The sequence below is a fragment of the Denitrificimonas caeni DSM 24390 genome, assembly GCF_000421765.1.
In the GTDB taxonomy this organism is placed as follows: domain Bacteria; phylum Pseudomonadota; class Gammaproteobacteria; order Pseudomonadales; family Pseudomonadaceae; genus Denitrificimonas; species Denitrificimonas caeni.
The window spans coordinates 467920-491921 of sequence record NZ_ATXQ01000002.1; the positions used below are offsets into that span (position 1 = coordinate 467920).

Here is a 24002-nt window from a genome sequence, read left to right on the forward strand (position 1 = left end):
GATTAGGAGTGTGCATGCTATATAACTGGGAAGGTATTGCTGAGTTTGTCACCGTGGCGGAAACACAAAGCTTTACCCTTGCGGCAAAGAAACTAGGGATATCAACCGCCCATGTCAGCCGACAAGTCAGTGATTTAGAATCACGTTTAGCCACCAAACTTCTACACCGCACAACCCGTAAAGTCTCAATCACCGAGGCCGGCACAATTTACTACCAACGCTGCCGTCAATTACTGGACGATTTGCAAGAAGCCGAGCATGCCGTTAATGATCTGCACAGCAAACCTACAGGCAAGCTCAAGATTACCGCACCTATTACTTTTGGCGAGCTGATCATTGCTCCGCTGATTAACAACTTCATCGCCCGCTATCCTGAGCTCGAAGTCGAACTGCAACTCAGCAATCAGAAAATGGATCTAGTTGCTGAAGGCTATGATCTGGGTATTCGCCAAGGACAACTGGAGGATTCCAGCATGATGGCTAAACGCCTGGCCACTCGTACGCTATTTGTCTGCGCTGCACCAGCCTATCTTGCAGCATTTGGCACGCCGACTAAGCTCACCGACCTCAATCAGCATAACTGCTTGCAAGGCTCACTTGGTCACTGGCGCCTTCAGGACAACGGTAAAACACGCAATATCCACATCAACGGCAACCTACGCTGTAATAGCGGACGTGCATTGGCTGATGCTGCTCTAAAAGGGCTCGGAATCGTACAACTACCAGGCGAATATGTGCGCGGCTATATCCGCAAAGGACAACTGCTGCCGCTGCTGGGAGACTATTGCGCTCCTGACGAAGGTGTTTGGGCGATTTACCCGCATAACAAACACCTATTACCGAAAGTACGCATGCTCATCGATTATTTAGACCAAGAATTATCCGGCAAATCTGATCTGGCTTATTAGCTGACTGCTCATAGTTCTTAGCGCGGCAACTCAATTAAAACACGCAACTAGAGGCTTGCAATGAGTGTAGAGAAGTCCGCCTACCTCTCAGCAAACCACCGACAGCGTCCTCATTTTTAGAAGCACTTTCGGTGTTACCCAACTGATGATGTTTTTTAGATTTTTCATGCCTCGCAAATTAAATGAGCACATACGCCCTGCATAAAAGCCCCCGAACTCACTCTTGAGCTTCCTGCTCTTTTTCAAACTCACCCATTGCTTGCCAAAACAGCGTGCCTAAGAAAAAATCAAAAATCGGCAAGGTGATATTGAAATTAGCCTCTGCCATTTTATCGCGCTTATGATGAAGCACATGTAAATGACGTAACGCTCGCCAGCCTGGAATCACTAAAAACACCTTCTCAGCCCAATGGCCACGTGGGATGTGATAGCTAAAGTGCAGCACTTCGTAGAGTAAATAACCACTGATAGCAGCCGCGGCATAAATGCAGGCCACATTCATGCTGACCCATTCGCTGAGCAAATAAGCTGCAGGCAAAATCAAGCCAAAGATAAACGCAAAAATCAAATACAGCGGAAATAAAACAACTCGCCAATCTCTTACAGACTCATACGCCATGGCATTTTCTAAAAAGAAACTATGGTGATCGCCGGTATGGCGGCTATAGAACAGTTTGCCATATTGAGTTTTTCTGTGGCCGAGCCAGCGATGCGCATAATATTCGGCAAAGTTAACCAGCACTATCACCACAGGAAAGGTCAACCACTCCAGCAGTGTGGCAGATTGCAGTTGAGATAAAGCGTAGCCAATCACTGCTAAACCAACAGCCAATACACTAAGCATGTGCAGCCAACCACTGTAGTTCGCCGAGATACCATCACGATATTGGCGACGGAATTTCATCATTGCTTCGAACGTCATTATTGCCATAGCGGACTCTCTTATTTTTATTCGCTTCAATACTCTGCCACAAGACAGAAGCTTTAATAAGAGCAAGGCTGCAAACATGCTTAGAGCAGGGAGCTATCGGCATTAAGTCAGCCGTGGATAACTTGCAAAGCTCAGCAAGAGAAGTGAGCCGGAGTGAGGTGCGACGCTAGAAGTCTCTAGCTCAAGATTCGGGTCAATAAAAATGAACCGTAGAAATAGTCCATTACAGTCAATCTCATGGCAAAGCTACTTAACTCGTATACAAACTCAGTCAGCAGCTTTACATGATTACAGCTTAGCTATAAAAGGCTTCAACCGTTCCTTTTAGCGTCACCATCAGTGGCTGACCGCGACGGTCTTTGGCTTTCGGCGAAGGGATTTTAACCCAACCTTCACTGATGCAATACTCTTCAACATCAGAACGCTCTTTACCGTTGAGTCGGATACCAATACTGTTTTCGAATATAGCTGCCACATGGTGCGGACTGCGAGGATTACCAGACAGTCGATCTGGTAAAGCGGGTAGCGTTTTAGTGTCGTTCATGTTTGACCTGCCATAAATAAAAGTGCGCCATTCTAGACGTTATAGCGCTAGTGCTCAAGAAATGCTGCCTAGACACAGCAGTAGCGATAAAAAGTCGTTTAAGTATGCTCAGCATAGGCGCTAACGCAGCATTCCTGTCAACAAAATAAAGATCTCAAACCATTGCCTACGCTGCATGCGGCCCTGCTTTTTTTCGTAAAATAATGCACGCAGACAGGTAAGCGCAAGTTAAAAGCAGCAGAAAACTCATCGCAAACCGCTCGTTTCTGACGGACAGCATTACTTCAGAGTTCTTGTGCGCCAGCACAACGAACTCGGCAAGTTTTTGATCACGCTCACAAGCAAAGGTCTGATTAATTTGCTTAATCTGCGTGACAAATGGCTCACCAAAAAAAGCCTCGTTCATCTGTTTCGCTGTTTCTTGTGTGAATGCAGTGTTTAGAGTGCCATACAGCAGCGTTGTTATAACTATCAATGCAGTGGCTCCAAGCTTCGCCAAGCTTGGTTTAAGTGCGGCTAAAAACATACATACTCCGGTAAAAAGCGTCAACTCAAAGTGTTGTTTTGAAAAGCCCTGCAGCAACCAAGTCTTAAGGTAATAAACCGCTGCAATAGCTTATGTTTCGGTCTGTACATAGAGCAGATATTTTACTTGTAAATACTGCAGAGATTGTCACCATCTCGATGACAACTGTGCCTAAGAGGCCTGCATGCTTAAGATGCGCCTAAGATTTTTAACGTCCTCAGCACTGACTCTTTTGAAAAGTTTGGTGTACTTACCCTCTTTTATTTGCACACTACCTATCCAACCAGTACCAAACCATAAAACCAGCAACATGGTGTCATCACGACCTTTGAATACAACAGTATCGTTCGCCGACGGATAGGTTAGCCAGCCGGTGGTTAAGGCCATTTCCAGCTCTGTCTGCCATGACTGACTATATTCCTTGGTTTCTTCGAGAGCACTTGCTATAACCTTTTGATCGTTAATTCTGGACTTGCCAATGTTGCAATTAGAACTGCCTTGGCAAATATTGATTTCTTGAATGTCTGTTTGCGCTGGGATATATAGAGTTTCTGATCCGCAACCAACCAAAAGCATCGTGACAACAATATATGTTAAAAATCTCATAATGTTTCCATGTGTGTTTACACATTTAAAGAGGCGGGTTTTATCTATCCCAGTAAACAAACCAAACGACTTCAATATCTTGCTAGAACCCTGAGTATGTCTCAATAGGGTCTGGGCGCCGTCCAGTTTCCTGGTAAAGGCGCAACACTACAGCGGTAAAAAATTATAGTTTTTGAAATTAAAATTTCACTGCCCACTGGATATACAGATGCTAATTCAGGCGAGACATTGCATGCGCCAACACCGCCGCCAGTATAAGGAATAATGTACCTGATATTACCGTTTTTAAATGTTTGAGAATAAATCTGCGTTTTATATTGATATGGAGGTGCTAAAATATCTGTCGCAATAATAATGGCACTGAAAAGAAAGGTAGACATTAAAATCAAAATTGCGTCGAGCAACTTGCTAGGTTTGCTGCTCACCATAACGCTAATTCCTTAAGGTCATTTTAAGACTAAGACAGCACTGCACTACAAACAACTCAGTATGCGCTACTGACGGTTATACAACCGTAATTATTTACGCAGCTGTGCGGCGCTGTTTTACGACATAGGTGAGTGTGCAAGCGAGGATTAATACGGTGAGCGCATAGCCGCTATACAGTATTAATTCGATCGAGCTAAAAGCTGTGTTGAAATCGACTTTTTCTGTTTCCATCAAGTGACCGACAATACCCCACAGCGCACCGGTAATGCTGCAAATCACTAATGCAGGAATGTAAGTCGCTAAAATAATGGTGTGTGATGCCTTATGACTCTTCACTGCTATCAGTGCAGTAATAACATAGAGCAATGAGATGACTAAGGCGCTGAAAAATGCACCGACAGTCAGTGCCCAATGCGCAAGCGCTCGCTCGCCTAAAGTAGGCAAAGCGATGATTGTGAGTAAAAGCGCACAGACACCGATGCAAGATATTAGTGTGAGATTTAATTTGTGCATAACACTCCATGTTTATGACTTTTGACTAAGGTTCTGATTCTAACCCGTTTCAACAAGTAGAACTGACGACTAGAGTGGTTTTCCGAAGTAAAATAATAGGTTATTAATCAAAAAGTACGATTCAATCTCTCGCAATTTGAAGCAACAAATCTATTAAATCGATCCATCTCCGGCGCCTAGAAACGATATTCTATGCACCATAGTATCGTCTTCAAAAGCGGTTACATTGTTTCTATTTAGACACAAAAGTTTACTGTCACAGGCCGTTTAAAAGCAAAAACCGTTAAATTAAGCGCTACAGTAGTTTGCTCTTAAAGCCTGCAATAGAATTTAGTTTAAAAGAACCCTAAAGGATTGATGTCATAACTGATCAACAAGTTTTTCGTTTGCTGATAATGACCCAGAATCATTTTGTGGGTTTCACGTCCTACGCCTGATTTTTTATAACCGCCAAAAGCTGCGTGTGCAGGATACAGGTGGTAGCAGTTAGTCCAAACGCGACCTGCTTTAATACCCCGCCCCATGCGATAGGCACGATTGATATCACGCGTCCACACACCTGCGCCTAAACCGTACTCGGTGTCATTGGCAATCTCTAAAGCTTCCGCTTCGTCCTTAAAAGTAGTGACAGCCACTACTGGACCAAAAATTTCTTCTTGGAACACGCGCATTTTATTGTGGCCTTTTAGCAGCGTAGGTTGGATGTAATAGCCTTGCGCCAAATCACCCTCGAGCATCTCAACTTTACCGCCAGCGAGAAGCTCGGCTCCTTCGGCCTTGGCAATATCCATATAGGACATGATCTTCTCAAACTGCTGAGCAGACGCTTGTGCCCCGACCATGGTTTCGGTATCTAGAGGATTACCACGGCGAATCTGCTTAATCTTCTTCATCACTTCAGCCATAAAAGGCTCGTAAATAGACTCTTGAATCAAGGCTCGCGACGGGCAAGTACAGACCTCACCTTGGTTAAAGAAGGCTAATACTAAACCTTCTGCCGCTTTCTCGATGAACTTAGGCTCAGCATCCATAATGTCAGCGAAGAAAATATTCGGTGATTTACCGCCAAGTTCAACAGTGCTTGGAATAATATTATCAGCCGCCGCATGCATAATCCGCGAACCCACTGGGGTTGAGCCAGTAAAGGCAATTTTGGCAATTCGCGTACTGGTTGCTAAGGCCTCGCCTGCTTCACGGCCAAAGCCATGCACGATATTAAGCACGCCAGGCGGTAATAACTCGCCAATCAACTCCATCAGCACAGTGATCGATAAAGGCGTTTGCTCCGCTGGCTTGAGCACCACACAGTTACCTGCAGCGAGCGCTGGTGCCAGCTTCCACGAAGCCATCAACAATGGAAAGTTCCAAGGGATAATCTGCCCCACCACACCCAAGGGTTCATGAAAGTGATAAGCCGCAGTGTGCTCATCAATCTCCGCCGAAGTACCTTCTTGCGCGCGAATACAGCCGGCAAAATAACGAAAGTGATCGGCAGCCAAAGGCACATCAGCATTTAATGTTTCGCGAATGGCTTTACCGTTATCCCAAGTCTCAGCGACAGCTAATAATTCAAGGTTTTGCTCAATACGATCAGCAATTTTCAAGAGTACTAAAGCCCGCTCTTGCGCAGAGGTTTTACCCCAGGCTGCAGCTGCTGCATGCGCCGCATCAAGCGCTAAGTTAATGTCATCTGCGTTGGAACGCGGGAACTCGCCACAGTCAGCACCGGTTACCGGCGTGGTGTTTTTAAAGTACTCACCGTTTACCGGCGGCACAAACTGTCCACCGACAAAGTTACCGTAGCGTGGCTTGATCGTCAGCAAAGAATTTTGAGTACCAGGTTGTGCATAAATCATAAGGTCAGCCTCATTATCTTCAATGCCAGCGCCAACCGCAGGCAAAGGTATGCTTCGATAATAACGGCTATAACCTTTAACAAAAGCCCAAGAACGCCTAAAACGACCTTACTTTAGTATTGGTATATCAAAAAGGATTATATGCAAAAAAAGGAGCCAAAACTGATGCAATCAAGCTTAAAAGCGCTATGTGTTAAGCATCAATTACTGAGAGAAATGCCTGGGCTATAGAGTGGAAGAGCAACTGCATTGCACAGTAGTGATCGTCCGCAGCAAAGACGTTACCAGAATATTGAGTCAGCCTTCTGCGCTACTGCATTTTTAAGAATGCAGCGCTTTTAGCGAGATCTCTCACATGTACTCGGCAGCAGAAATCTACCAAGCTTATCCTAAAACCTGAGAACTAAGCCTTAAACAACTGCCTTACTAAGGGGTTTATGCAAGACAGTTGAGCAACTCCAACCTGACAAAAATCAGCGCGTGGGTTTAGCTGTCAGGCGCACGCAGAGCTTCATTGAGTTGATCGACAACCAACGCCCACTCGCCATCAGAACAAAGCATCTCTTTTAACAGCTGACGCTGCCCATCGTTCCAGAAATCAGCATCGAGCACATTCACTTCAGGCGCTAAACGATGCTCGCTAATAAAACGCGCAACCCCTTCAGGCGTTGCATCCAAACCCAACTGCAAAAACAAATTGGTCATACGTACTGTAGTAGGCATAAACGTGTTCTCCATATGTATTGCTTGCGCTATCAGCATAACCATAAAACTGCGGTTTTGACATGACTTCTGCTATCGCTTTAAAGGCGTAGTAGCCTGCGAAAAATGACAGGCTGCTTGCATATGTAGAGATAAAAAGTCTAGAGAAGTTGCAGTAGTGATACTGTACTGACTAGATTGAACGAGCAGATACATCAGCACTTGTAGTGCGACTTTCACTTTTTTATAAAGACAAGCCAAGGAAGAATCATGGAAAAAAACAACAAAAACACATTATTACTGGCAGTTGCATTCGTTATGTTATCGGCAACTGCACAAGCAGAAAGTCAGCGTACTGCCGAGTATGATGCGTGCATGGACAGTGTTGACTACGGTGCATTAAAAAACTCACAGTGGGCAGCTTGCGCTGAAGAAGAACTGGCTCGCCAAGATGTCAGCCTCAACGCCGAATACAAGACATTAAGAGCAAGCTTATCTATGGAGCAAAAAGACGCCTTGCTCCAGGGCCAAAGAGCCTGGCTAAAATACCGCGACAGTTGGTGTCGTTTTACCGAGCAAGGCAATAGCGCACCTGGTGGGATCGTTAACTATGGTTTTTGTATGCTGGATTTAACCGATAAGCAAATTGAGCTGATTAAAGCTGAGCAACTCTAATTTGAATGACGCTAAGTGCAGCATGAATTCAACACATGTTGCACTTAGTATTGCTATGTTCGAGAACTCGTTAAAAATAGCGATAAATCCAAACGCACTGCTGGCTGCATATCGCCAATTTTAGAGCTCACTCAGAGCGAGTCTAGCTTTTTACTCTGCTAAATTATAAAACCTGATCGAGTTACGGCCGCTTTCTTTGGCTCTATACATAGATATATCAGCTTGTTTAAGCAATTCTTCTACGCCGGACTCTTGCCCTGTAAACAACGTCACGCCGATGCTCGCCGTACATCTGTGTTCTACGCATGCGCAACTCTTGCTCTCACTATTTACGGTTAGCCGATAAAGAGCAGCCAGAGTGAGGCGCATTTTTTCTGCAATAGCCTGAGCTTGCTTATAAGATTCAACCTCGTCTATCTCCAACTCACTGAGCACCACAATAAACTCATCGCCACCAAAGCGCGCAATCGTATCACTGGCGCGCACACACTCTTTTAATCTATGCGCCGCTTCAATCAGCAGTAAATCGCCAGCAGCATGGCCATGAGAGTCGTTCACTGGTTTAAAGTTATCCAAGTCAATAAACATCAGTGCGCCATAAAACCCTTTGCGCTTGCTAGCCGCCATAGCCTGACTTAATCGATCATTGAGCAAATTTCGATTGGGCAAATGAGTCAGATGATCATAGAAAGCCAGCCGACGTATTTGGTCCTCCATTTGCTTACGCTCAGTTATCTCTCTTGTTACCCCGTAAAAGCCAATGACATTGCCTTGAGAGTCAAACTCGGGGTTGTAGCATATTTCCCCCCATATCCAGCGGCCATCTTTACAGCGATGCCGAGCTTCGAATGTCACATTGGCTAGCAGCACTCCTCTGTCCTGAGCATCACGCCTCTGCAAGGAAGCGTTTTTAATTGCGGTAATTCCTTCTTCGTCAAATATTTCAAACACGTGATGCCCGATGACTTCATCAGCTCTATAGCCACGCTGTTTTTCATCCGCCGGACTGATATAGGTGAAACAATAGTTATGATCCAGCTTCCAGACAACATCAACGACATTTTCCGTCATCAGCCGAAAGTGACTCTCACTTTCACGCAATGCCTTTTCAGTTAGTTGGTACTCGATAATCGTGCCAGCAAGCTTTTCCTTGGTAATCTGCAGCTGTTCATTTAGCCCAGATATTGGCACAGCCTGTTCAGCAATTTGTGCTTCTAAAATCTGGTTACGCTGCATGAGTTCCTGCATTTGCCGGCTGGCATGTTTGTCATTTGAGTTCATATGCTTTATCTCAGTAAAACCAGCAGCACAATTCTCTTGGTAATATCATAGTGCCATCCTCCTATGCAGCATTCTCCTTTTTTCATCATAGGTCTAGGCTTTTTACTGCCTCATGCGCAGACTAAAACTTACTAAAGTCACCCAACAGGCCATAGAGAAGACGCGAAGATGCTTTAATTTACTGCTGGCGAATGAAACATCAACATTCAACTTAATGATCTGCTTGATAATTTTAGACCATGATTTACATCGCCGCTGCGAGTTTCCAAGGAAGAGGCTCGCAGCAAAATTAATGACTAGGCAACTTGTTGCTTTTTCTTTCAAAACACAGAAATACCAACAAGCACGCGCTGGAGCGAAAACAGAAACGAACAAGTGAGGTATTGGATAATATACGGCTAGGACAGCCAAGACAGGATCAAAAAAATTTAAAGTAAATAACTAAACAACAGACGAAAAAAAAGAGCCCTTAGGCTCTTTCTTCTTTTAGCTTGACGCCAAATTTGGAGCGGGAAACGAGACTCGAACTCGCGACCCCGACCTTGGCAAGACCCACCAACCTAAATGGCTTTAAACGACTTAGCCCTACATCATGCTATTCTATTGGCTGCAGGTGATTTTATATTCAAAAAACACCAACGTCAACTTAAGACAATTTAAAGACTTTTGACAATAGTGACACCGATAAAATCGGTGTATTAAAACCACAACCTATTCACTATCAAGCTAGATAATCACTAATGATTATTTATTACTCCTCCTTTTTTAGGGTAAGCGGATTAAATGGTTGATCTTACCTTTGCATGAGAGTGAGACAGACCGGCATCTCATCGGATTATCTGGTTGATGCTTCACCTACTGCTGGTGCATGTTTCCTTCGCTAATTCCAGCAAGAACCCCACACGCCTCAACTTCCCGGTCATCGTTGCAACTCGCTCTCAGTGAAACGAGTTGTTTCTCAAGCGCTTGCAGAGCGGTTATCTGCGACCGCACATGAGAGATGTGATCATCGAGCAAGGTGTTGACGGCGGTACAAGGCTGATGAGGGTCGTCCTGATAGCTCTGTAGTTCGTGAATCTCAGCCAGTGACAGGCCCAGGATTCTGCAGCGACGGATGAAGGCCAGCCCCTCACCATGCTTCTCGGTATAGACACGGTAACCGTTGTCCTGCCGATCAGGCGGCGGCAACAAGCCCTGCTGTTCATAGAAGCGGATCGTCTGTGTTTCGACCCCTACCAACTGCGCCAACTGACCAATGCGCATCAGCCTCCTCCCCAACGGATTCTTTACTCTATTGACCTTATAGTAGCTTTATAGTTTTAAATGGTACCACAACATTGTTCAAGTGGAGTCGTATCATGAGCAAATCCTGTGGTGGCGCCTGTGGCGGTGATGCAACGTCCGCAGCGGATACCGATATACAGGCCTCCTCCGAGGCGCCAGGGAGATGGGTCAGTGTTTATGCCGTGCCGAAGATGGACTGTCCATCAGAAGAACGAATGATTCGCCTAGCCCTGAACGGCTTTGAGGAGATTCGGGCGTTGTCCTTCGACTTGTCGAACCGCCGGCTGAAGGTCGTGCATGACGGCGAGGTCGAGCCCGTCACCTCGAAACTGAAGACCTTGGGGCTAGGCGCCTCGCTTCAGGAAACCGTCGCTGCAAATCCGGAGACCATCAAGGCCGCCGAGTTTTCGGCAGCTTCTGCTAAGCAAGAATCCGGGACCCTGCGCTGGTTGCTCGGCATCAATGCACTTCTGTTCGTGGTGGAAATGACTGCCGGTCTGATCGCCCGGTCCACCGGCCTGATTGGAGAATCCCTGGACAATTTTGCCGATGCGGCGGTGTACGGGCTTGCCCTTTATGCGGTTGGACATAGCGTGAAAATGCAGGTACGTGCCGCGCATCTTGCTGGTGTACTGCAACTGATCTTGGCTGTGGGCGTACTCATAGAGGTGGTGAGACGCTTTGTATTCGGTAGTGAGCCTGAATCGCTGGTGATGATGGCTATCGCATTCGTCGCATTGATTGCCAATACCAGTTGTCTGCTGCTCATATCCAAACATCGGGAGGGCGGGGCGCACATGAAGGCAAGCTGGATATTCTCGGCCAACGACGTGGTGATCAACCTGGGGGTCATCACCGCCGGCGCTCTGGTCGCGTGGACCGGGTCCAATTATCCGGATCTGATTATCGGCACCATCGCGGGGGTAATTGTGCTTAACGGTGCTAGACGCATTCTGGCGCTCAAGGATTAAGCAATGTCCATTTTTGGCAAACATCTGTCACCGTACGCTCTGTTGTCCATCTCCGGCCTGCTGGCAGCGTCTGATCAGGCCGTAAAATGGCTGGTGCAACAATCAATGGCATATGGCGAGTCTATTTCAGTGACCTCATTCTTTAACTGGGTACACGTATGGAATACCGGTGCCGCATTCAGTCTTTTTGCGAATGGTGGAGGCTGGCAGCGCTACTTTTTTATCGGAATCGCGGTAGTGGTCTCGATTTTTCTGATCAAGCTGATCCTTGAAAATCGTCATAAAGGAGAAGCCATCGCTTACAGTCTTATCCTCGGTGGCGCCATGGGCAACCTGATTGACCGGGTCTTTCGCGGCTATGTTGTGGATTCCTTTGATTTCTATTGGCGAGACTGGCATTGGCCGGCCTTCAACCTGGCTGATATTGCAATTGTCCTCGGTGCCTTACTTTTAGTTTCCAGCAGCTTGTTGGGTAAAAAAGCAAACACCAATGCCGAGTCGGATGGATCTGACTGACACCTACGCCTATACAACACCATGACCGAACTTCCCGACAACATCCTTCACCTGCCGCAATACCAAGTACTGGGCTGCAAATCAACCGACGACGAAATGCACTTCCAGGTGGACGTGCCCGATCCCATCGCCTGCGAGGAATGCGGCGTGCAGGGTGAGTTCGTACGGTTCGGCAAGCGTGACGTTCCCTATCGTGATCTGCCCATCCACGGCAAGCGGGGCACTCTCTGGGTGGTCCGCCGCCGATACACCTGCCGGGCCTGCAAGACAACATTCAGGCCCCAGCTACCGGAGATGGTGGACGGATTCCGTATGACACTGCGGCTGCATGAGTACGTGGAGAAGGAATCCTTCAACCACCCCTACACCTTTGTGGCGGCACAGACCGGCCTGGACGAGAAGACGGTGCGCGACATCTTCAACGCCCGCGCCGAGTTCCTGGGGCGCTGGCACCGCTTCGAGACGCCCCGCATCCTGGGCATTGACGAGCTATACCTGAACAAGCGCTACCGCTGCATTCTGACCAACATTGAGGAGCGAACCCTGCTCGACCTGCTGGCCACCCGCCGCCAGGACGTGGTGACCAACTACCTGATGAAGCTGAAAGACCGGCAGAAGGTCGAGATCGTCAGCATGGACATGTGGAACCCCTACCGGGCAGCGGTCAAGGCTGTGCTGCCCCAGGCCCGTATCGTGGTCGATAAGTTCCATGTGGTGCGCATGGCCAACGATGCCCTAGAGAGAGTGCGCAAGGGCCTCAGAAAGGAGCTGAAACCGTCCCAGAGCGGACTCTCAAGGGAGACCGGAAAATCCTGCTGAAACGCGCTCACGAAGTCTCAGACCGGGAGCGCCTCATCATGGAGACCTGGACAGGCGCGTTCCCGCAACTGCTGGCCGCCTACGAGCACAAGGAGCGCTTCTACGGCATCTGGGACGCCACCACACGGCTCCAGGCAGAAGCCGCCCTGGACGAGTGGATAGCCACCATCCCGAAGGGCCAAAAGGAAGTCTGGAGCGATCTGGTCAGGGCAGTGGGAAACTGGCGCGAAGAGACCATGACCTACTTCGAGACGGACATGCCCGTCACCAACGCTTACACGGAGTCCATCAACCGACTGGCCAAGGACAAGAACCGTGAAGGGCGCGGTTACTCCTTCGAGGTGATGCGGGCACGAATGCTCTACACCACGAAGCACAAGAAGAAGGCACCGACTGCGAAGGTCTCTCCTTTCTACAAGAAAACCATCGGTTACGGACTGTCGGACTTCGCAGAGGAACTCAACTACGGAGTCGATCTATCAACCATCTGAGGGTGGTATCAGATTGATGGGGTGAAGGTGCCCCATCAACCATTAAATCCGTATACCCCTATTTATTAGCCCTTTAAGGCTTTACTTTGATATGCAACCTGAGCAGTTTAGTTAGTGGTTGATAATCAGGCTCTTTTTGTCTTGCTGCCAAACAAGCTTGCGCCATCTGCTCGCCAGAAACGCCTGACCACTCAAAAGCATAGCCATGTAGCGCGACCAACTCCTGTTGAGTACAGTCGGCTAATAGGTTTTCATCATACAACTCAGAAAAAATCTCACTGGCAACTTTTTCAATTGATTAGCCATTAGGCGACACAATCAGTCTCACCATAGTAGAAAGTTGACAGTGGCCATTGCAGCATGGTAACTAGCTATAAGCTTATTTATCAGTACCTTAGACTTTATGGAAAACTCACAAAAACAGCTTGAACTGCTAAAGCTCGGCGAAAAAATCAGCAATAAATCTTTCAACTCATCTAAAGAAAAGCTCATCTGCCATCCAGAAGCTTTACCTGCTTTCGAAGCATGGAGCGCTGTAAAAAAACATGATTTAAAGCATGATGCTATTCCCGATCAGATAAAAGATTTCTACGTCAGAACAGCAAATAAAGTGGCCGTTGTCACTGAAGAGCAATCATCTACTACTAATAAACAAGCTCGGCAAACTCTGTACTTTTTGAATGGATTTGACACGATTCAACAAATCATCCATTTAGACATTAGCAAACTACCCATGACTCTTATATCAAGCCCGAACCCTGAAGCTATTCTTCAGCATTCATGGTTTGAAGTAGCAAAACTAATGTTTTTACCCCTTGAGCGCAGACTTGGCTGGGTCTCCTACCGAGACGTCATCAATCAGCTTATGCCACCATTATTAATCAATCAGTTTTTTGGTAAAGACCGCATAACTGTTGAAATGCTTCTACAGCTATCGGGTATGGACAAGCGCGCATATGAGCGGATGCGGGCGTGTTACCGAAAAGACCACCCCCAGGTTAATGAAGAGTAAACAACCCTTATGATCAGTGCAGAGCAGACAGAACAACGCATATACAAGCTTATTCCTGAGAGCTCTCCTGACTTTGAGCAAGTCCGATTATATTTAAATAGCTTGCTACGGCTGAACACAGCAGATACCAGCTCCCCTGTTTATCATCCTCCGCTAGACTGGCCTGAGCCAACAATCACCCAGGAGCAGCTTGCAGAGTTGCACCAGCACATAGTCTCAAAGCAGTTACGTGTTAGATTTCCTGCCAGCGCTTATATAGGCTCACTTGGGTTAGCCGATGATAACGCTACTCTAGAGCATGCAATGGACTGGGCTGCTATGAATGCCCATGTATTGCTCTCATTGGCAGGAATGGATGAGCGTGAAGATCTACTGAGGGTTTTATGTACACGCTTCCGTCTGCCTCTGAGCACCCCAAATCGCTACGGCTGGCTTTGGTCGACTTTGCCCAAAATAGAGTGCAACTGGAAACAGTTAACCGAGCTTCTTGAAAGTCAAAAAAAAGATCCTTTCCTAAATAATGATGCAGTCAATGAGATTATTCCAAGCGATGCATACGCCAGACTCGGAGAAATTCATCATGCTTATGACACAGCGCTAACCAAAAAAGCTAAAATCGATCGTTTTAATGCTGGACCGAGACAGAAGCTAAAGTTTCCTTACCGCTTACCATTAACACCAGAGGCTGATAGCACACTACATAGGCTGAGCTTCCCTATAAAAAACCCTGTACTGCAGGTCAATCAAGATGAGCAAAGGTTTGATGACCCACAAACAGAGCGATTAATTGACGCCAGCAAAGATACGCCAGAGTTTATTAAAGACTCAGCAGCAGCCCAAGCATTTACTACTAGACTCACTTCAGCACATATTGCACGCCGCTCTTTCGAACTTTATAGCGAACCCAGTATATTACTTCCAGAACAGGTACAGGCTCTATTCAGCTCTCTACACACGTCTATAACTGATAGCACCTACACTAATGAAGACCACCAAGCTGACGTACTCATACTTCTAAGTTTACTAACGAGTACGGCTATAAAAGACTTGCAAAGTATCAAATCATTCATCAACAGCAAGCATATTGTCAGTTATAAAAACAAAAAAAATAGTAACAACTTGTTGTGGAAAGTCGACTTAGAGGTACCCAGTTCAGGTCGAAAATATCATCAACATCATTTAGAAAGAAACAAAAAGTTCTTTTATCTTCCACTACCACCACTATTGCATGGAACAATTAAAAACGGACTACACGCCTCAGATAAACTAAAAAACATTGAGGATCGAATAAAGTTTCATGCTAACCGTTCTGGAATTGTATTATTATCAGCTGGTCGTATAGCATCTGCCTTGCATACCATTATTAGACGTCATACTGATGATAAAATTCTAGCTGATTTAATATGTGGCTACAGCCCTAAACATTCATCTGCTTTGTATTATTCTAGTTATTCATCAAATGAAATATTTAGAATATACAAAAAATCAATATCATTCTTATCAGCCAATACCAACCTTAATCTCGACTATTTAAGTTTTAAATTAAATATTAGCTCCGGTAGTCAAAGTTTACTTACAGTTCAAGCAGCAACTGATTTCATGAGCGTTCTTTTACAAAGCGCTAATAACTCTAAAGATAAAATAAACAAACACAACGCTCTAACATGTTGGCTTTGGTACGCAATTTTACTGCTGACTTCTATTCGCCCTGTAAATCACATCCCAGGCATGTTGAGTCAAATAGACTTAGAAACCGGCTTACTATGGGTATCAGACAAGGAGGCTCGTAGTACCAGCGCTGGGCGAATCGTTCCAATCTGTGACTTTTTAAACCGAGCAATAAAGGGCTATCTAAATTACTTGAATGACTTAAAAACCAGCCTAGGCCTAGAAGATGCCACATTAGCCGATATTCTTGATCAGCTAGAACATAGCAAATATCCCCTTCTTTTTTTTCGTACTGAAGCAGCCTGGGAAGCGGCTCAGCCAGTACACATTATTAAGCTCACAGAAGGTTTACCCGTGTACCCTTTAAATTGGACACGCCATTTTGGGCGCTCATTTTTATCTGGCCTTCAACCCGACTTTATTATTAACGCTGCTTTTGGCCACGAGGACCCCGACCAAGAAACTCTAAATCCTTTTTCCTCAATGCCTTTACAGCAAATAAAACAACTTGCAGGTAGCTATGACAAGCTTGCAGACAGCCTACAGCTAAAGCTACCTAACGGCTGGTGCGAAGTATGAGCTATACATTTGAAGAGCGTGCAAAACGTAGAAAAACAAGACTTAAAACTGTTGCAGCTAACGCACAGACTGCGATTAAAAGTCTTTGGCAGGACTTAGAGCACGCTCCAGGCAATGCACCAGGACAATACAGTCACATATTTAGCAAACTTGAGATGCAATTTACAGAAACAAAGCACTATAGAGCAGCACGATACCAGTTTCTCAAATTTATTCGTGACTATAACAGCAGCAATATAGGTGCTGAGTATCCTGAGCCAAGCGTGCCAATACTACTTAAGCGCACGCCTCCAGTTATAAGCCACTCATGGTTTGAACACGGAAAAGAGGCTAAACAGCTGCAAGCAAAAGCTATTGACCATTGGGAAAAAACAGACAAATACAGTACTGAAGAAACACTAGGCTGGCTGATATTCTCAGCAATAATGGGAGGACTGAATGATCAGCCAGGACTGTTGTCATTGGTAAAAGCTGTACTCGAGCGCAAGCCATTAACTGTATTTGGACCAGATAACGATATCATCTGCTTAACTCTCGATATTGAGGATAGTTCCTACGGTAACGACATCCGGCAAACCGGCTTATACCGTAGTTTTTTCTACGCGCCGGATACCCTCACCCAAATCTGGTTGAGCAAAGCTTATGCTCTAGAAGAGCAATACTCTGAACCTCTCGACACAAATGTTTTATTAGAAACAGCACTAAGGCCAATTAGCGCAAAATATCGCGCACCAAATTTATTGCGAGCAGCTGACTACATTTGGGGCTTAAAACCGAATGTAACCTTATGCCCTACATTAATTCGCGTCATGCAAGGAAAAACTAAAACCTGCAGCCTATCTGTACGTGAGCTTGCCCGCTTTTTCAAAGCTTACCAGCCAGTTTCAAATGCTGTGTTATATCAGCCTGAAAAAGAGATGCTAATCCTGCAAAAAGAACCAATCAAAAAAAATAATGGCGCTACACATTTATCAGACAGCATTCTCAATAAAATAAAAACCAGTTTGGACGCCCCACTCAGTCACCGCACAGATAGATTAACACTGCTTTTAGAAGGGATCGAACATGAAGGATCTCGCCGATTAATCTTTTGGATTATTAGCTTGACCACAGGCTCAAAAGGAAAGGTACTGAAAAACAGTTCAATTTTACGTTACATGAGTTCAGTCGCCCATCCGTGGATTTCACTGACCGCCGATGTTGATATATTAGATTTTGATAGCAGCGACTATGAAGATCTCTATCATGAAATTATTGCCACGCGGCCAGTGGCAAGCAAAGCTTTCGATGCAGGCCGTCTTATGCAGTTTCACTACTTCATGATGAGGAAATGTAGTGCGCCAGCAGTTGTGCTTGAGTACGTTAACCATCAAGATATCTGTTCAGCCCGAGTAGTCAGTCCTTCTTTATTCTTTGCATTAATACAGACGGTCAAAGCCGCAGCAATAATAAATGAGGCGGATAAAAACACTCTAGTACTTATTTATACGCTGGCCTACCGAACTGGCATGCGTCGCGAAGAAATCATGGGCATTCAGCTGCGTGATATTGAGGCTGTAACACTTGAAAATAATAAGGTACTCAGCTTCAGTTTACTGATCAGAGCAAACCGGATTAGCTCGATAAAATCCTCAAGTGCATTCCGCAGAATACGACTCTCAGCCCTGCTAAAGCCTGACGAACTGCACTTAATGCAAGAGCACTGGTATAAGCAAAGACGCCTCAAGCATAACCAGCCAAATATAGCTTTATTTACACTTGCAAACAGCGACAGTCCTCTACCAGGTCATTTCGCTTACAGCGTACTGCGGTCAGCGCTAAATGCAGTTGTGGGTGAGCATGGCTATACCTTCCACTCGTTTCGTCATACAGCCCTAAGTAACTTGGCAGTTGTCCTGCAGAGTGATTTTGAGCTGATCAAATACCTTACTGATTATTCAGAAGCCGATGTAGAGCGTATTAAACAGGGATTACTAGGCACAGTAGATAGCGGCTCCGATAGCTGGAATGCTCTTGCACAGATGGCTGGCCACCTTACACCACAGCAAACGTTTCAATCATACGTGCACTTTGCGCATATACAGGCTGGATGGCAGCTCTGCCGCAGTAATGACAGCATTTCATTTAAAGCAATTGAGAAACTCACTGGCTTTTCTGAAAGAAAACTCTATCGACTCATAACGCCTCGATCATCAGAAGGCACAAAGGCCACAAGAAGCACTACCAAAACACTGCACTTACAAAACCTGCTGTCTGCACTAACCCGCGAACTGAAAAACCATATTCGCTCTTGGGACGACATCAGCAAGGAGTTACTAAAAAACCGTATCCGTAATTTTACAGCGTCTAAAAGCAACGCCACGCTTGGCGATAAAAGTCCTGCAGAACTTATGCTATCGACCCTCCCGGGCTCTTTTGGAAATCCGTTAGAAATGGATGAGGCTTACTACCTTATCAAGCAGCTCGAAGTTAAACATTCTGTAGAGTCGATTTCACAGGACTATAGCGTGCCACAACAGCTTTTAGAGCAGTGGCAAAACAGGGCCATTGAGTTGCGTGAACTCACGACACGCAACGAGCAGCCTCGCTTGTTTAGTAGTGAACGTTTTGAGAGCAATACCGACGGCTTGTTACTCCCAGCCCCACTGCATAATACGAGCCTAACGGTACAGGCCGGAAAAATGCTAAATAATGCAATCATTCTCTACGAAAAAAAGCCTGACAGACTTCGTTGGTTTTTAAACGTATTCCTTGCAAAAACACAGCCTACTCGCTCAGAGCTATACTTTTCAGGATCTGAGTTTGATGATCTAAAAAGCTTCTTGCAAATAGCAGAGCTGCTATTTGATGCTGCGCAATGGCGGCTACGCTCTACAACACCTGAAAGAACTAGAGCTCTCAAACTAAAGCTAAAACTCAACACGAGGTTTTCCATTGATAAGCAAGCCAAACCAAACTACACCGGAATAGCTGTATCACTTAAAACCCCTGACGAAAGTCAGATCCTCAACAAAAAAGGGTCTCTGACAAAATACTCATCGGCGGCGCTAAAATATGTATGTCATATGCTACTTATTACGCTGCCTGTTGATACAGTCCATTCTCTGTCACAAGAATAGTGGTGTTGACAGTTACAAGCATATCAACCTTTACTGGCTAATTGCGTGTAAAGCTTCTACATGCTTTAACGTTTCATATAATGAAGCAAGGTCACCCTGTACCATCACATCAAGAGGTGCACGCCCATTAAAAAACCCATTGTCATTTTTCATACTTGCAAACCCATACACATTTTTAGGATTGTCAAAGATTTGCCGTAACAGACTGTGAATGTTCAACACTAAGCTAATACGCTGAATAACATCTTCGTCAAAATTGATAGTCCATTCGTTTTGAGTTTGCTTTTGTGCACTTGCATGGATGCTAGGAGTGATGCACAAGATGGCACACATCTGCTTAGAGCTAGCGCCCCACTTTCCGAGTATTGCAATAGCAGCTTTTAAACCAATAATGCTCTTATCTGCGCCGAAGCGATTCGTTTCTTCCAAAATCTTGGCGATCTCTAATTCTGAGTGCAACACCTAACCAATTTGGTAAGGTACTGCAGCATGACATACCACGAACTTAACCTTGAAGAACGAATCACTATCCGAGTGGGCTTGCTACAAAGCTTGAGCCTGCGCGAAATTGCTAGACAGATAAGCCGTTCACCATCCACCGTGAGCCGCGAGATACGCCGCAACAGTGATAACAACGGAGCCTACACAGTCAGCACTGCGCAAGTGCAGATGAGAACACGCAGGATTGTTTGTCGCCCAAAACGTAAACTGTTGCCAGATAGTGAGCTTTTTGATCTAGTCAAAGAAATGCTACGCGCTCACTATTCCCCTGAACAAATTGCCGGTAATCTACGATCCATGTTTCCTAAACTCAAAGATGCCTACGTTTCTCACGAGACGATTTATAACGCGATCTACGCCTTGCCGGTCGGTGAGCTACGCAAGGAGTTGATCCATTGCCTGCGGCACGGCAAGACGACGCGCAGACCACGCTTAGGAGGCGTTGACCGACGCAACCAGATCCCTGATATGGTCAGCATCCATGTGCGCCCGCCCGAGATTGAGGACCGTCTGGTGCCTGGCCATTGGGAGGGTGATCTTATTAAAGGGAAAGGCAATGCTTCTGCCGTCGGCACTCTTGTTGAGCGTGCGAGCGGCTATGTGATGCTAGTGAAGATGAATAATGCTACTGCAACCGCAGCCGTTGAAGGCTTCAGCGCTGCTTTGAACCGCATGCCACTTGCAGTACGTAAAAGTATGACCTACGACCAGGGTCGCGAAATGACCCGTCACGCTGAAATTACACAGAAAACGGGTGTGGCGATTTACTTCTGTGATCCGCACAGCCCCTGGCAGCGCGGTAGCAACGAAAACATCAATGGCCTCATCCGCCAGTATCTGCCCAAAGGTACCGATCTATCGCAGCATAGCCAGGAGGAGCTGGATGACATTGCGTTTTCGCTGAATAGACGACCACGCCAGCGCTTTGGTTTCAGGTGTCCGATTGAGGTGCTGACGGAAGTCATGCAACAAGAGATGGCGTTGAGCGATAATGGCTCCGCGTCAATTCATTAACAGTGTTGCACTCGGTTTTAGAAACCGCCCAGGTATCTGCTAGCTCCTTAATATTCGCTAACTAAGTTAGTCATCATGCTAACAATCACAAGGAAAACTTCTTGATGGCCTCCCGAAAAAAGCGACTGTTTTGCACGTTGTTCAGTGTTTTAGAGGAAGCCCACTCCCCAAGAAGTCGATATGCTTGCTACAAGGTAGCTTTACATTACTCAACAGACACGCAAGGAAGCTGCATCTCAAAAACCATCCGCTCTCCATCGGTTTTTGCCGTAATGTTGCCGCCATGGGCCTCAATAATCGACTTAACAATAGCTAAGCCTAAACCTGCTCCATCACCTTTGCGTTGGCGCGAAGGATCGGCACGATAAAATCGGTCAAATAGTTTTGGCAGATGATTAGGGTTGATAGTTAACCCTGGATTTTCTACACGAATGAGTACGGTGTTGTGACTGCTCGGTACAAAGCTAACTGTGACTGCTTGTTCAGCTGGGGTATAACGTATGGCATTAGATAAAAGATTACTGAAGGCTCGTCGTATCATTAACCTATCACCCTCAATACATACGACTGATCCTGTGCACACTAGCGAAACGGAACGTTCATCAGCCAGCGCCTCGAAGTATTCAAATAGCATCTGTACTTCAGTGGTTAAGTTAATTTTTACCCGCTCTCCTTTAAGCTGATGGTTATCAGCCTGAGCTAAAAACAGCATATCCCCTACCATTTTTGCCATGCGTTCATACTCTTCTAAACTTGAGTACAGAATTTCTCGATATTGCTCTATATCACGTGATTGAGAAAGTGCAACTTCCGTCTGTGTCCTCAAATTTGTTATAGGTGTACGTAACTCATGCGCTATATCTGCCGAAAAATTTGAGAGACGCTGAAAGCTCTCTTCGATCCGATCTAGCATGTCATTGAACGATACTGCGAGTTCGGTCAACTCCACTGGAACAGTATTGGGAGCAAGCCGAATTGACAGATGATCAGACTTGATTCGACGAATTTCCGCACTGATGCGCCGCAGAGGTGCATGACCTTGGTAGACTGCAATCCATGTAGCAAAAATAGCAACCATGCATGCTGCAAAAGTAATCAGCTTCAAATACATATGAAAACTATCAAGATAGTGCAAATGGAAATCAATGTCTGTTGCTACTGCTAACGTTAAGGGTTGGCCGTCTAAAGCCTGTGTTTGCGTAAGCTGCACAACGGCTCCCCTATAGGTCTTTTCTTTATCTCGCCAGACTTTCACTGACTTAATACTGACTACATCTGCAGAAAGGACCATTCCTGCAAAACCGCCAAAATCTGAGCTAGGCGTGGCGTAAATTACTTTACCGCTAGAGTCAGATATCCGAAACTGAGCATTGTGATGGTCTGAGACCGCCCTTGCTAATCGACGCTCAAGGCTCTCTGTTGTTGCATCTAACAATGGACCGGACAGTGATTGAGAAACTATCTGCACGACCGCATTAAGCTCATCAATATCCTGTTGCTCAAAGTGAGTATCAATAGAACGTTCAACTATCCAGCCAAATGCGAGAAGCACACCTGTTATGACAACACCGATAGATACGGTAAGGCGTAGAACTAAGGATGCAGGGCGACGTGTCACGAATTAGACCTCACTACTGACGTCAAGCATATAACCTATGCCGCGTACCGTATAAATAAGTTTAGGCTCGAAATCATCGTCGATTTTGGCACGCAGCCGCCTAATTGCAACATCGATGACATTAGTATCACTCTCAAAATTCATACCCCATACTTGCGATGCAATAAAAGACCGAGGCAACACTTCACCTTGGCGGCGCATTAACAGTTCTAATAGGGAAAATTCTTTATTTGTCAGGTTAATACGTACCTCATGTCGCTGCGCCCGTCGTCGTGAAAGGTCTAATACAAGGTCAGCCGCCCATATGTTTTCATTAAAAGCAGGCGTTGCACCTCGACGTAATAATGTGCGCACTCGTGCTAATAACTCCGAAAAAGAAAAGGGCTTGATCAAATAATCATCAGCACTCAGCTCCAGATTTTCATCTCCTTTCTCCACGTTATTACATGCAAGCAAGTACAGCACTGGTGTAGTCAACTTGGCTTCGCGCAACGCATGAATCATCCGCCAACCATCAACATCTGGCAGCATCACATTCAATATAATCAGATCATAATACTCTGTGAGCGCAAGGTGGTGCCCGTCTAACCCTGTGCGAGCTATATCAACAATAAAACCTAGCTCTGTCAGACACTGACTAATATATTCGCCTGCTTCTATTTCATCTTCAACCACCAGCAGTCTCATGCACTCACATCCCGAATTGGTTCGTTTTTTCGCCCGTAAAAAAACACTTACGAGCTATATACGTTGCGTATCAGCACTACTTTAATCATCTCAAGATGACATGACCATGGCCCGCACATTACAAATTTGTAATGCATATTTCATCAGCCTATTCATCAGAAAAATCCCTATAAAATGCTGCCGAGCCTAAATAAAAATAGAGAGGGTTTATTGTGTGATTACTGCACAGCGAACACAATTCATGCTCAACCCGTAAAACCCAATCACTTCCTTTCAGAAAAATCTTGATGAGAGCTTCTTATCGAGAACACCGTAATTTAATTTCACATGACAGAGATGTAATAACTAGGTAATCAAATTGAGCGCAACACCTTGCTAAGTTGTAAGCATTAACTTTACGCAGTGCCTTATCTTGCAACTCAGTTCTCAAAAGGAATTAACATGAAATGTGATATGAAAATGATGATCAAGGCAACTCTTTCTTTAGGTGTCGTCATCGTTGCTACATATGTAACGTTCCCTTCAGTCCGAGTATGGATTATCACTAGCTCGCCATTTTTATTCTTCCTGCTTTGTCCATTGATCATGCTCTTCATGATGAAGAGCATGCAATCTTGCAACAAGGAACAAAAAACAGAAGAGAAACAAGCAGATAAAACTATCACTTAGCCACTCTTTGATGCCGCTGTTGAGACTTAACGGAGGTTAAATATTAAGCACCGATCCTCATCAATCGACTCGATTCAGCCATT

At 45.6% G+C, this 24002-nt stretch carries 22 protein-coding genes and 1 pseudogene; 10 read left to right on the forward strand and 13 right to left on the reverse strand.

Going from position 1 to position 24002, the window contains the following annotated elements; all coding sequences use genetic code 11:
* The first annotated feature begins 14 nt into the window (after positions 1-14).
* Complete coding sequence (locus H591_RS0105180; RefSeq protein ID WP_022965892.1) at positions 15-908, forward strand: LysR substrate-binding domain-containing protein; 894 nt, start codon at positions 15-17, stop codon at positions 906-908.
* A gap of 217 nt (positions 909-1125) precedes the next feature.
* Here the strand turns inward: H591_RS0105180 and H591_RS14890 are convergent, their stop codons facing one another.
* From H591_RS14890 to H591_RS0105220, 8 genes are all read right to left on the reverse strand, one after another.
* Positions 1126-1839, reverse strand: a complete 714-nt coding sequence (locus tag H591_RS14890) for a sterol desaturase family protein (protein WP_022965893.1) — start codon at positions 1837-1839, stop codon at positions 1126-1128.
* A gap of 295 nt (positions 1840-2134) precedes the next feature.
* The gene (locus tag H591_RS0105190; RefSeq protein ID WP_022965894.1) at positions 2135-2383 is read right to left on the reverse strand and encodes a DUF3297 family protein; all 249 of its coding nucleotides are present in this window, start codon (positions 2381-2383) and stop codon (positions 2135-2137) included.
* A gap of 166 nt (positions 2384-2549) precedes the next feature.
* Positions 2550-2909 carry a hypothetical protein gene (locus H591_RS0105195; RefSeq protein ID WP_022965895.1) on the reverse strand — a complete coding sequence of 120 codons (360 nt, stop codon included), beginning with the start codon at positions 2907-2909 and terminating at the stop codon, positions 2550-2552.
* Between the two features lie 171 nt (positions 2910-3080).
* Entirely contained in the window at positions 3081-3515 is a 435-nt protein-coding gene (locus H591_RS0105200; protein ID WP_022965896.1) for a hypothetical protein, read from the reverse strand.
* 101 nt (positions 3516-3616) lie between these two features.
* Complete coding sequence (locus tag H591_RS0105205; protein WP_022965897.1) at positions 3617-3943, reverse strand: hypothetical protein; 327 nt, start codon at positions 3941-3943, stop codon at positions 3617-3619.
* Between the two features lie 94 nt (positions 3944-4037).
* On the reverse strand, positions 4038-4457 hold the full coding sequence (locus H591_RS0105210; protein ID WP_022965898.1) for a hypothetical protein: 420 nt from the start codon (positions 4455-4457) through the stop codon (positions 4038-4040).
* A gap of 335 nt (positions 4458-4792) precedes the next feature.
* Positions 4793-6313, reverse strand: a complete 1521-nt coding sequence (exaC, locus tag H591_RS0105215; protein ID WP_028244195.1) for an acetaldehyde dehydrogenase ExaC — start codon at positions 6311-6313, stop codon at positions 4793-4795.
* A 486-nt stretch (positions 6314-6799) separates the two neighbouring features.
* Positions 6800-7036 carry a DUF2789 family protein gene (locus H591_RS0105220; RefSeq protein WP_022965900.1) on the reverse strand — a complete coding sequence of 79 codons (237 nt, stop codon included), beginning with the start codon at positions 7034-7036 and terminating at the stop codon, positions 6800-6802.
* Positions 7037-7285: 249 nt separating this feature from the next.
* On the opposite strand from H591_RS0105220, the gene H591_RS15705 reads away from it, so the two are divergent.
* On the forward strand, positions 7286-7690 hold the full coding sequence (locus H591_RS15705) for a lysozyme inhibitor LprI family protein (RefSeq protein ID WP_022965901.1): 405 nt from the start codon (positions 7286-7288) through the stop codon (positions 7688-7690).
* 150 nt (positions 7691-7840) lie between these two features.
* On the opposite strand, the gene H591_RS15710 is transcribed toward H591_RS15705, so the two are convergent.
* Both H591_RS15710 and cadR read right to left on the reverse strand, forming a co-directional pair.
* Positions 7841-8971 carry a sensor domain-containing diguanylate cyclase gene (locus tag H591_RS15710; protein WP_022965902.1) on the reverse strand — a complete coding sequence of 377 codons (1131 nt, stop codon included), beginning with the start codon at positions 8969-8971 and terminating at the stop codon, positions 7841-7843.
* 855 nt (positions 8972-9826) lie between these two features.
* On the reverse strand, positions 9827-10234 hold the full coding sequence (gene cadR / locus H591_RS0105240; RefSeq protein WP_007148576.1) for a Cd(II)/Pb(II)-responsive transcriptional regulator: 408 nt from the start codon (positions 10232-10234) through the stop codon (positions 9827-9829).
* 95 nt (positions 10235-10329) lie between these two features.
* Here cadR and H591_RS0105245 point away from each other — a divergent pair, with 95 nt between their 5' ends.
* From H591_RS0105245 to H591_RS0105275, 6 genes and pseudogenes are all read left to right on the forward strand, one after another.
* On the forward strand, positions 10330-11226 hold the full coding sequence (locus H591_RS0105245) for a cation transporter (RefSeq protein WP_022965904.1): 897 nt from the start codon (positions 10330-10332) through the stop codon (positions 11224-11226).
* 3 nt (positions 11227-11229) lie between these two features.
* Entirely contained in the window at positions 11230-11742 is a 513-nt protein-coding gene (gene lspA, locus H591_RS0105250) for a signal peptidase II (RefSeq protein WP_004813174.1), read from the forward strand.
* Between the two features lie 21 nt (positions 11743-11763).
* Positions 11764-13052: pseudogene (locus H591_RS15610) on the forward strand (ISL3-like element ISPpu12 family transposase).
* Positions 13053-13455: 403 nt separating this feature from the next.
* Positions 13456-14064: a hypothetical protein gene (locus H591_RS0105265; protein ID WP_022965906.1), complete on the forward strand. Its 609-nt coding sequence runs from the start codon at positions 13456-13458 to the stop codon at positions 14062-14064.
* Positions 14065-14073: 9 nt separating this feature from the next.
* Entirely contained in the window at positions 14074-16311 is a 2238-nt protein-coding gene (locus tag H591_RS0105270; protein ID WP_022965907.1) for a hypothetical protein, read from the forward strand.
* Positions 16308-19430, forward strand: coding sequence for a site-specific integrase (locus H591_RS0105275; protein WP_022965908.1), 3123 nt, complete (start codon positions 16308-16310; stop codon positions 19428-19430). The genes H591_RS0105270 and H591_RS0105275 overlap by 4 nt, the downstream gene beginning before the upstream one ends.
* A gap of 30 nt (positions 19431-19460) precedes the next feature.
* On the opposite strand, the gene H591_RS0105280 is transcribed toward H591_RS0105275, so the two are convergent.
* The gene (locus tag H591_RS0105280; RefSeq protein WP_408605534.1) at positions 19461-19889 is read right to left on the reverse strand and encodes a hypothetical protein; all 429 of its coding nucleotides are present in this window, start codon (positions 19887-19889) and stop codon (positions 19461-19463) included.
* 30 nt (positions 19890-19919) lie between these two features.
* Between H591_RS0105280 and H591_RS0105285 the strand changes: the two genes are divergently transcribed.
* Positions 19920-20945: an IS30 family transposase gene (locus H591_RS0105285; RefSeq protein WP_022965910.1), complete on the forward strand. Its 1026-nt coding sequence runs from the start codon at positions 19920-19922 to the stop codon at positions 20943-20945.
* Positions 20946-21150: 205 nt separating this feature from the next.
* Here H591_RS0105285 and H591_RS0105290 read toward each other — a convergent pair whose 3' ends face one another.
* The gene (locus tag H591_RS0105290; protein WP_022965911.1) at positions 21151-22563 is read right to left on the reverse strand and encodes a Cu(+)/Ag(+) sensor histidine kinase; all 1413 of its coding nucleotides are present in this window, start codon (positions 22561-22563) and stop codon (positions 21151-21153) included.
* Between the two features lie 3 nt (positions 22564-22566).
* On the reverse strand, positions 22567-23250 hold the full coding sequence (locus tag H591_RS0105295; RefSeq protein WP_022965912.1) for a heavy metal response regulator transcription factor: 684 nt from the start codon (positions 23248-23250) through the stop codon (positions 22567-22569).
* 441 nt (positions 23251-23691) lie between these two features.
* On the opposite strand from H591_RS0105295, the gene H591_RS0105300 reads away from it, so the two are divergent.
* Positions 23692-23919 (forward strand): DUF2933 domain-containing protein, encoded by a 228-nt coding sequence (locus tag H591_RS0105300; protein ID WP_022965913.1) that lies wholly within the window; start codon positions 23692-23694, stop codon positions 23917-23919.
* Positions 23920-24002 lie beyond the last annotated feature (83 nt).

Excerpts from the sequence above, each read along its gene's own strand:
- H591_RS0105200 (WP_022965896.1), bottom strand. The coding sequence starts at position 3,515 with ATGAGATTTTTAACATATATTGTTGTCACGATGCTTTTGGTTGGTTGC.
- cadR (WP_007148576.1), bottom strand. The coding sequence starts at position 10,234 with ATGCGCATTGGTCAGTTGGCGCAGTTGGTAGGGGTCGAAACACAGACG.
- H591_RS0105245 (WP_022965904.1), top strand. The coding sequence starts at position 10,330 with ATGAGCAAATCCTGTGGTGGCGCCTGTGGCGGTGATGCAACGTCCGCA.
- H591_RS0105295 (WP_022965912.1), bottom strand. The coding sequence starts at position 23,250 with ATGAGACTGCTGGTGGTTGAAGATGAAATAGAAGCAGGCGAATATATT.
- H591_RS0105195 (WP_022965895.1), bottom strand. The coding sequence starts at position 2,909 with ATGTTTTTAGCCGCACTTAAACCAAGCTTGGCGAAGCTTGGAGCCACT.
- H591_RS0105205 (WP_022965897.1), bottom strand. The coding sequence starts at position 3,943 with ATGGTGAGCAGCAAACCTAGCAAGTTGCTCGACGCAATTTTGATTTTA.
- H591_RS0105190 (WP_022965894.1), bottom strand. The coding sequence starts at position 2,383 with ATGAACGACACTAAAACGCTACCCGCTTTACCAGATCGACTGTCTGGT.
- H591_RS0105300 (WP_022965913.1), top strand. The coding sequence starts at position 23,692 with ATGAAATGTGATATGAAAATGATGATCAAGGCAACTCTTTCTTTAGGT.
- H591_RS15710 (WP_022965902.1), bottom strand. The coding sequence starts at position 8,971 with ATGAACTCAAATGACAAACATGCCAGCCGGCAAATGCAGGAACTCATG.
- H591_RS0105270 (WP_022965907.1), top strand. The coding sequence starts at position 14,074 with ATGATCAGTGCAGAGCAGACAGAACAACGCATATACAAGCTTATTCCT.
- H591_RS0105220 (WP_022965900.1), bottom strand. The coding sequence starts at position 7,036 with ATGCCTACTACAGTACGTATGACCAATTTGTTTTTGCAGTTGGGTTTG.
- exaC (WP_028244195.1), bottom strand. The coding sequence starts at position 6,313 with ATGATTTATGCACAACCTGGTACTCAAAATTCTTTGCTGACGATCAAG.
- H591_RS0105180 (WP_022965892.1), top strand. The coding sequence starts at position 15 with ATGCTATATAACTGGGAAGGTATTGCTGAGTTTGTCACCGTGGCGGAA.
- H591_RS15705 (WP_022965901.1), top strand. The coding sequence starts at position 7,286 with ATGGAAAAAAACAACAAAAACACATTATTACTGGCAGTTGCATTCGTT.
- H591_RS0105210 (WP_022965898.1), bottom strand. The coding sequence starts at position 4,457 with ATGCACAAATTAAATCTCACACTAATATCTTGCATCGGTGTCTGTGCG.
- H591_RS0105285 (WP_022965910.1), top strand. The coding sequence starts at position 19,920 with ATGACATACCACGAACTTAACCTTGAAGAACGAATCACTATCCGAGTG.
- lspA (WP_004813174.1), top strand. The coding sequence starts at position 11,230 with ATGTCCATTTTTGGCAAACATCTGTCACCGTACGCTCTGTTGTCCATC.
- H591_RS0105265 (WP_022965906.1), top strand. The coding sequence starts at position 13,456 with ATGGAAAACTCACAAAAACAGCTTGAACTGCTAAAGCTCGGCGAAAAA.
- H591_RS0105275 (WP_022965908.1), top strand. The coding sequence starts at position 16,308 with ATGAGCTATACATTTGAAGAGCGTGCAAAACGTAGAAAAACAAGACTT.
- H591_RS14890 (WP_022965893.1), bottom strand. The coding sequence starts at position 1,839 with ATGGCAATAATGACGTTCGAAGCAATGATGAAATTCCGTCGCCAATAT.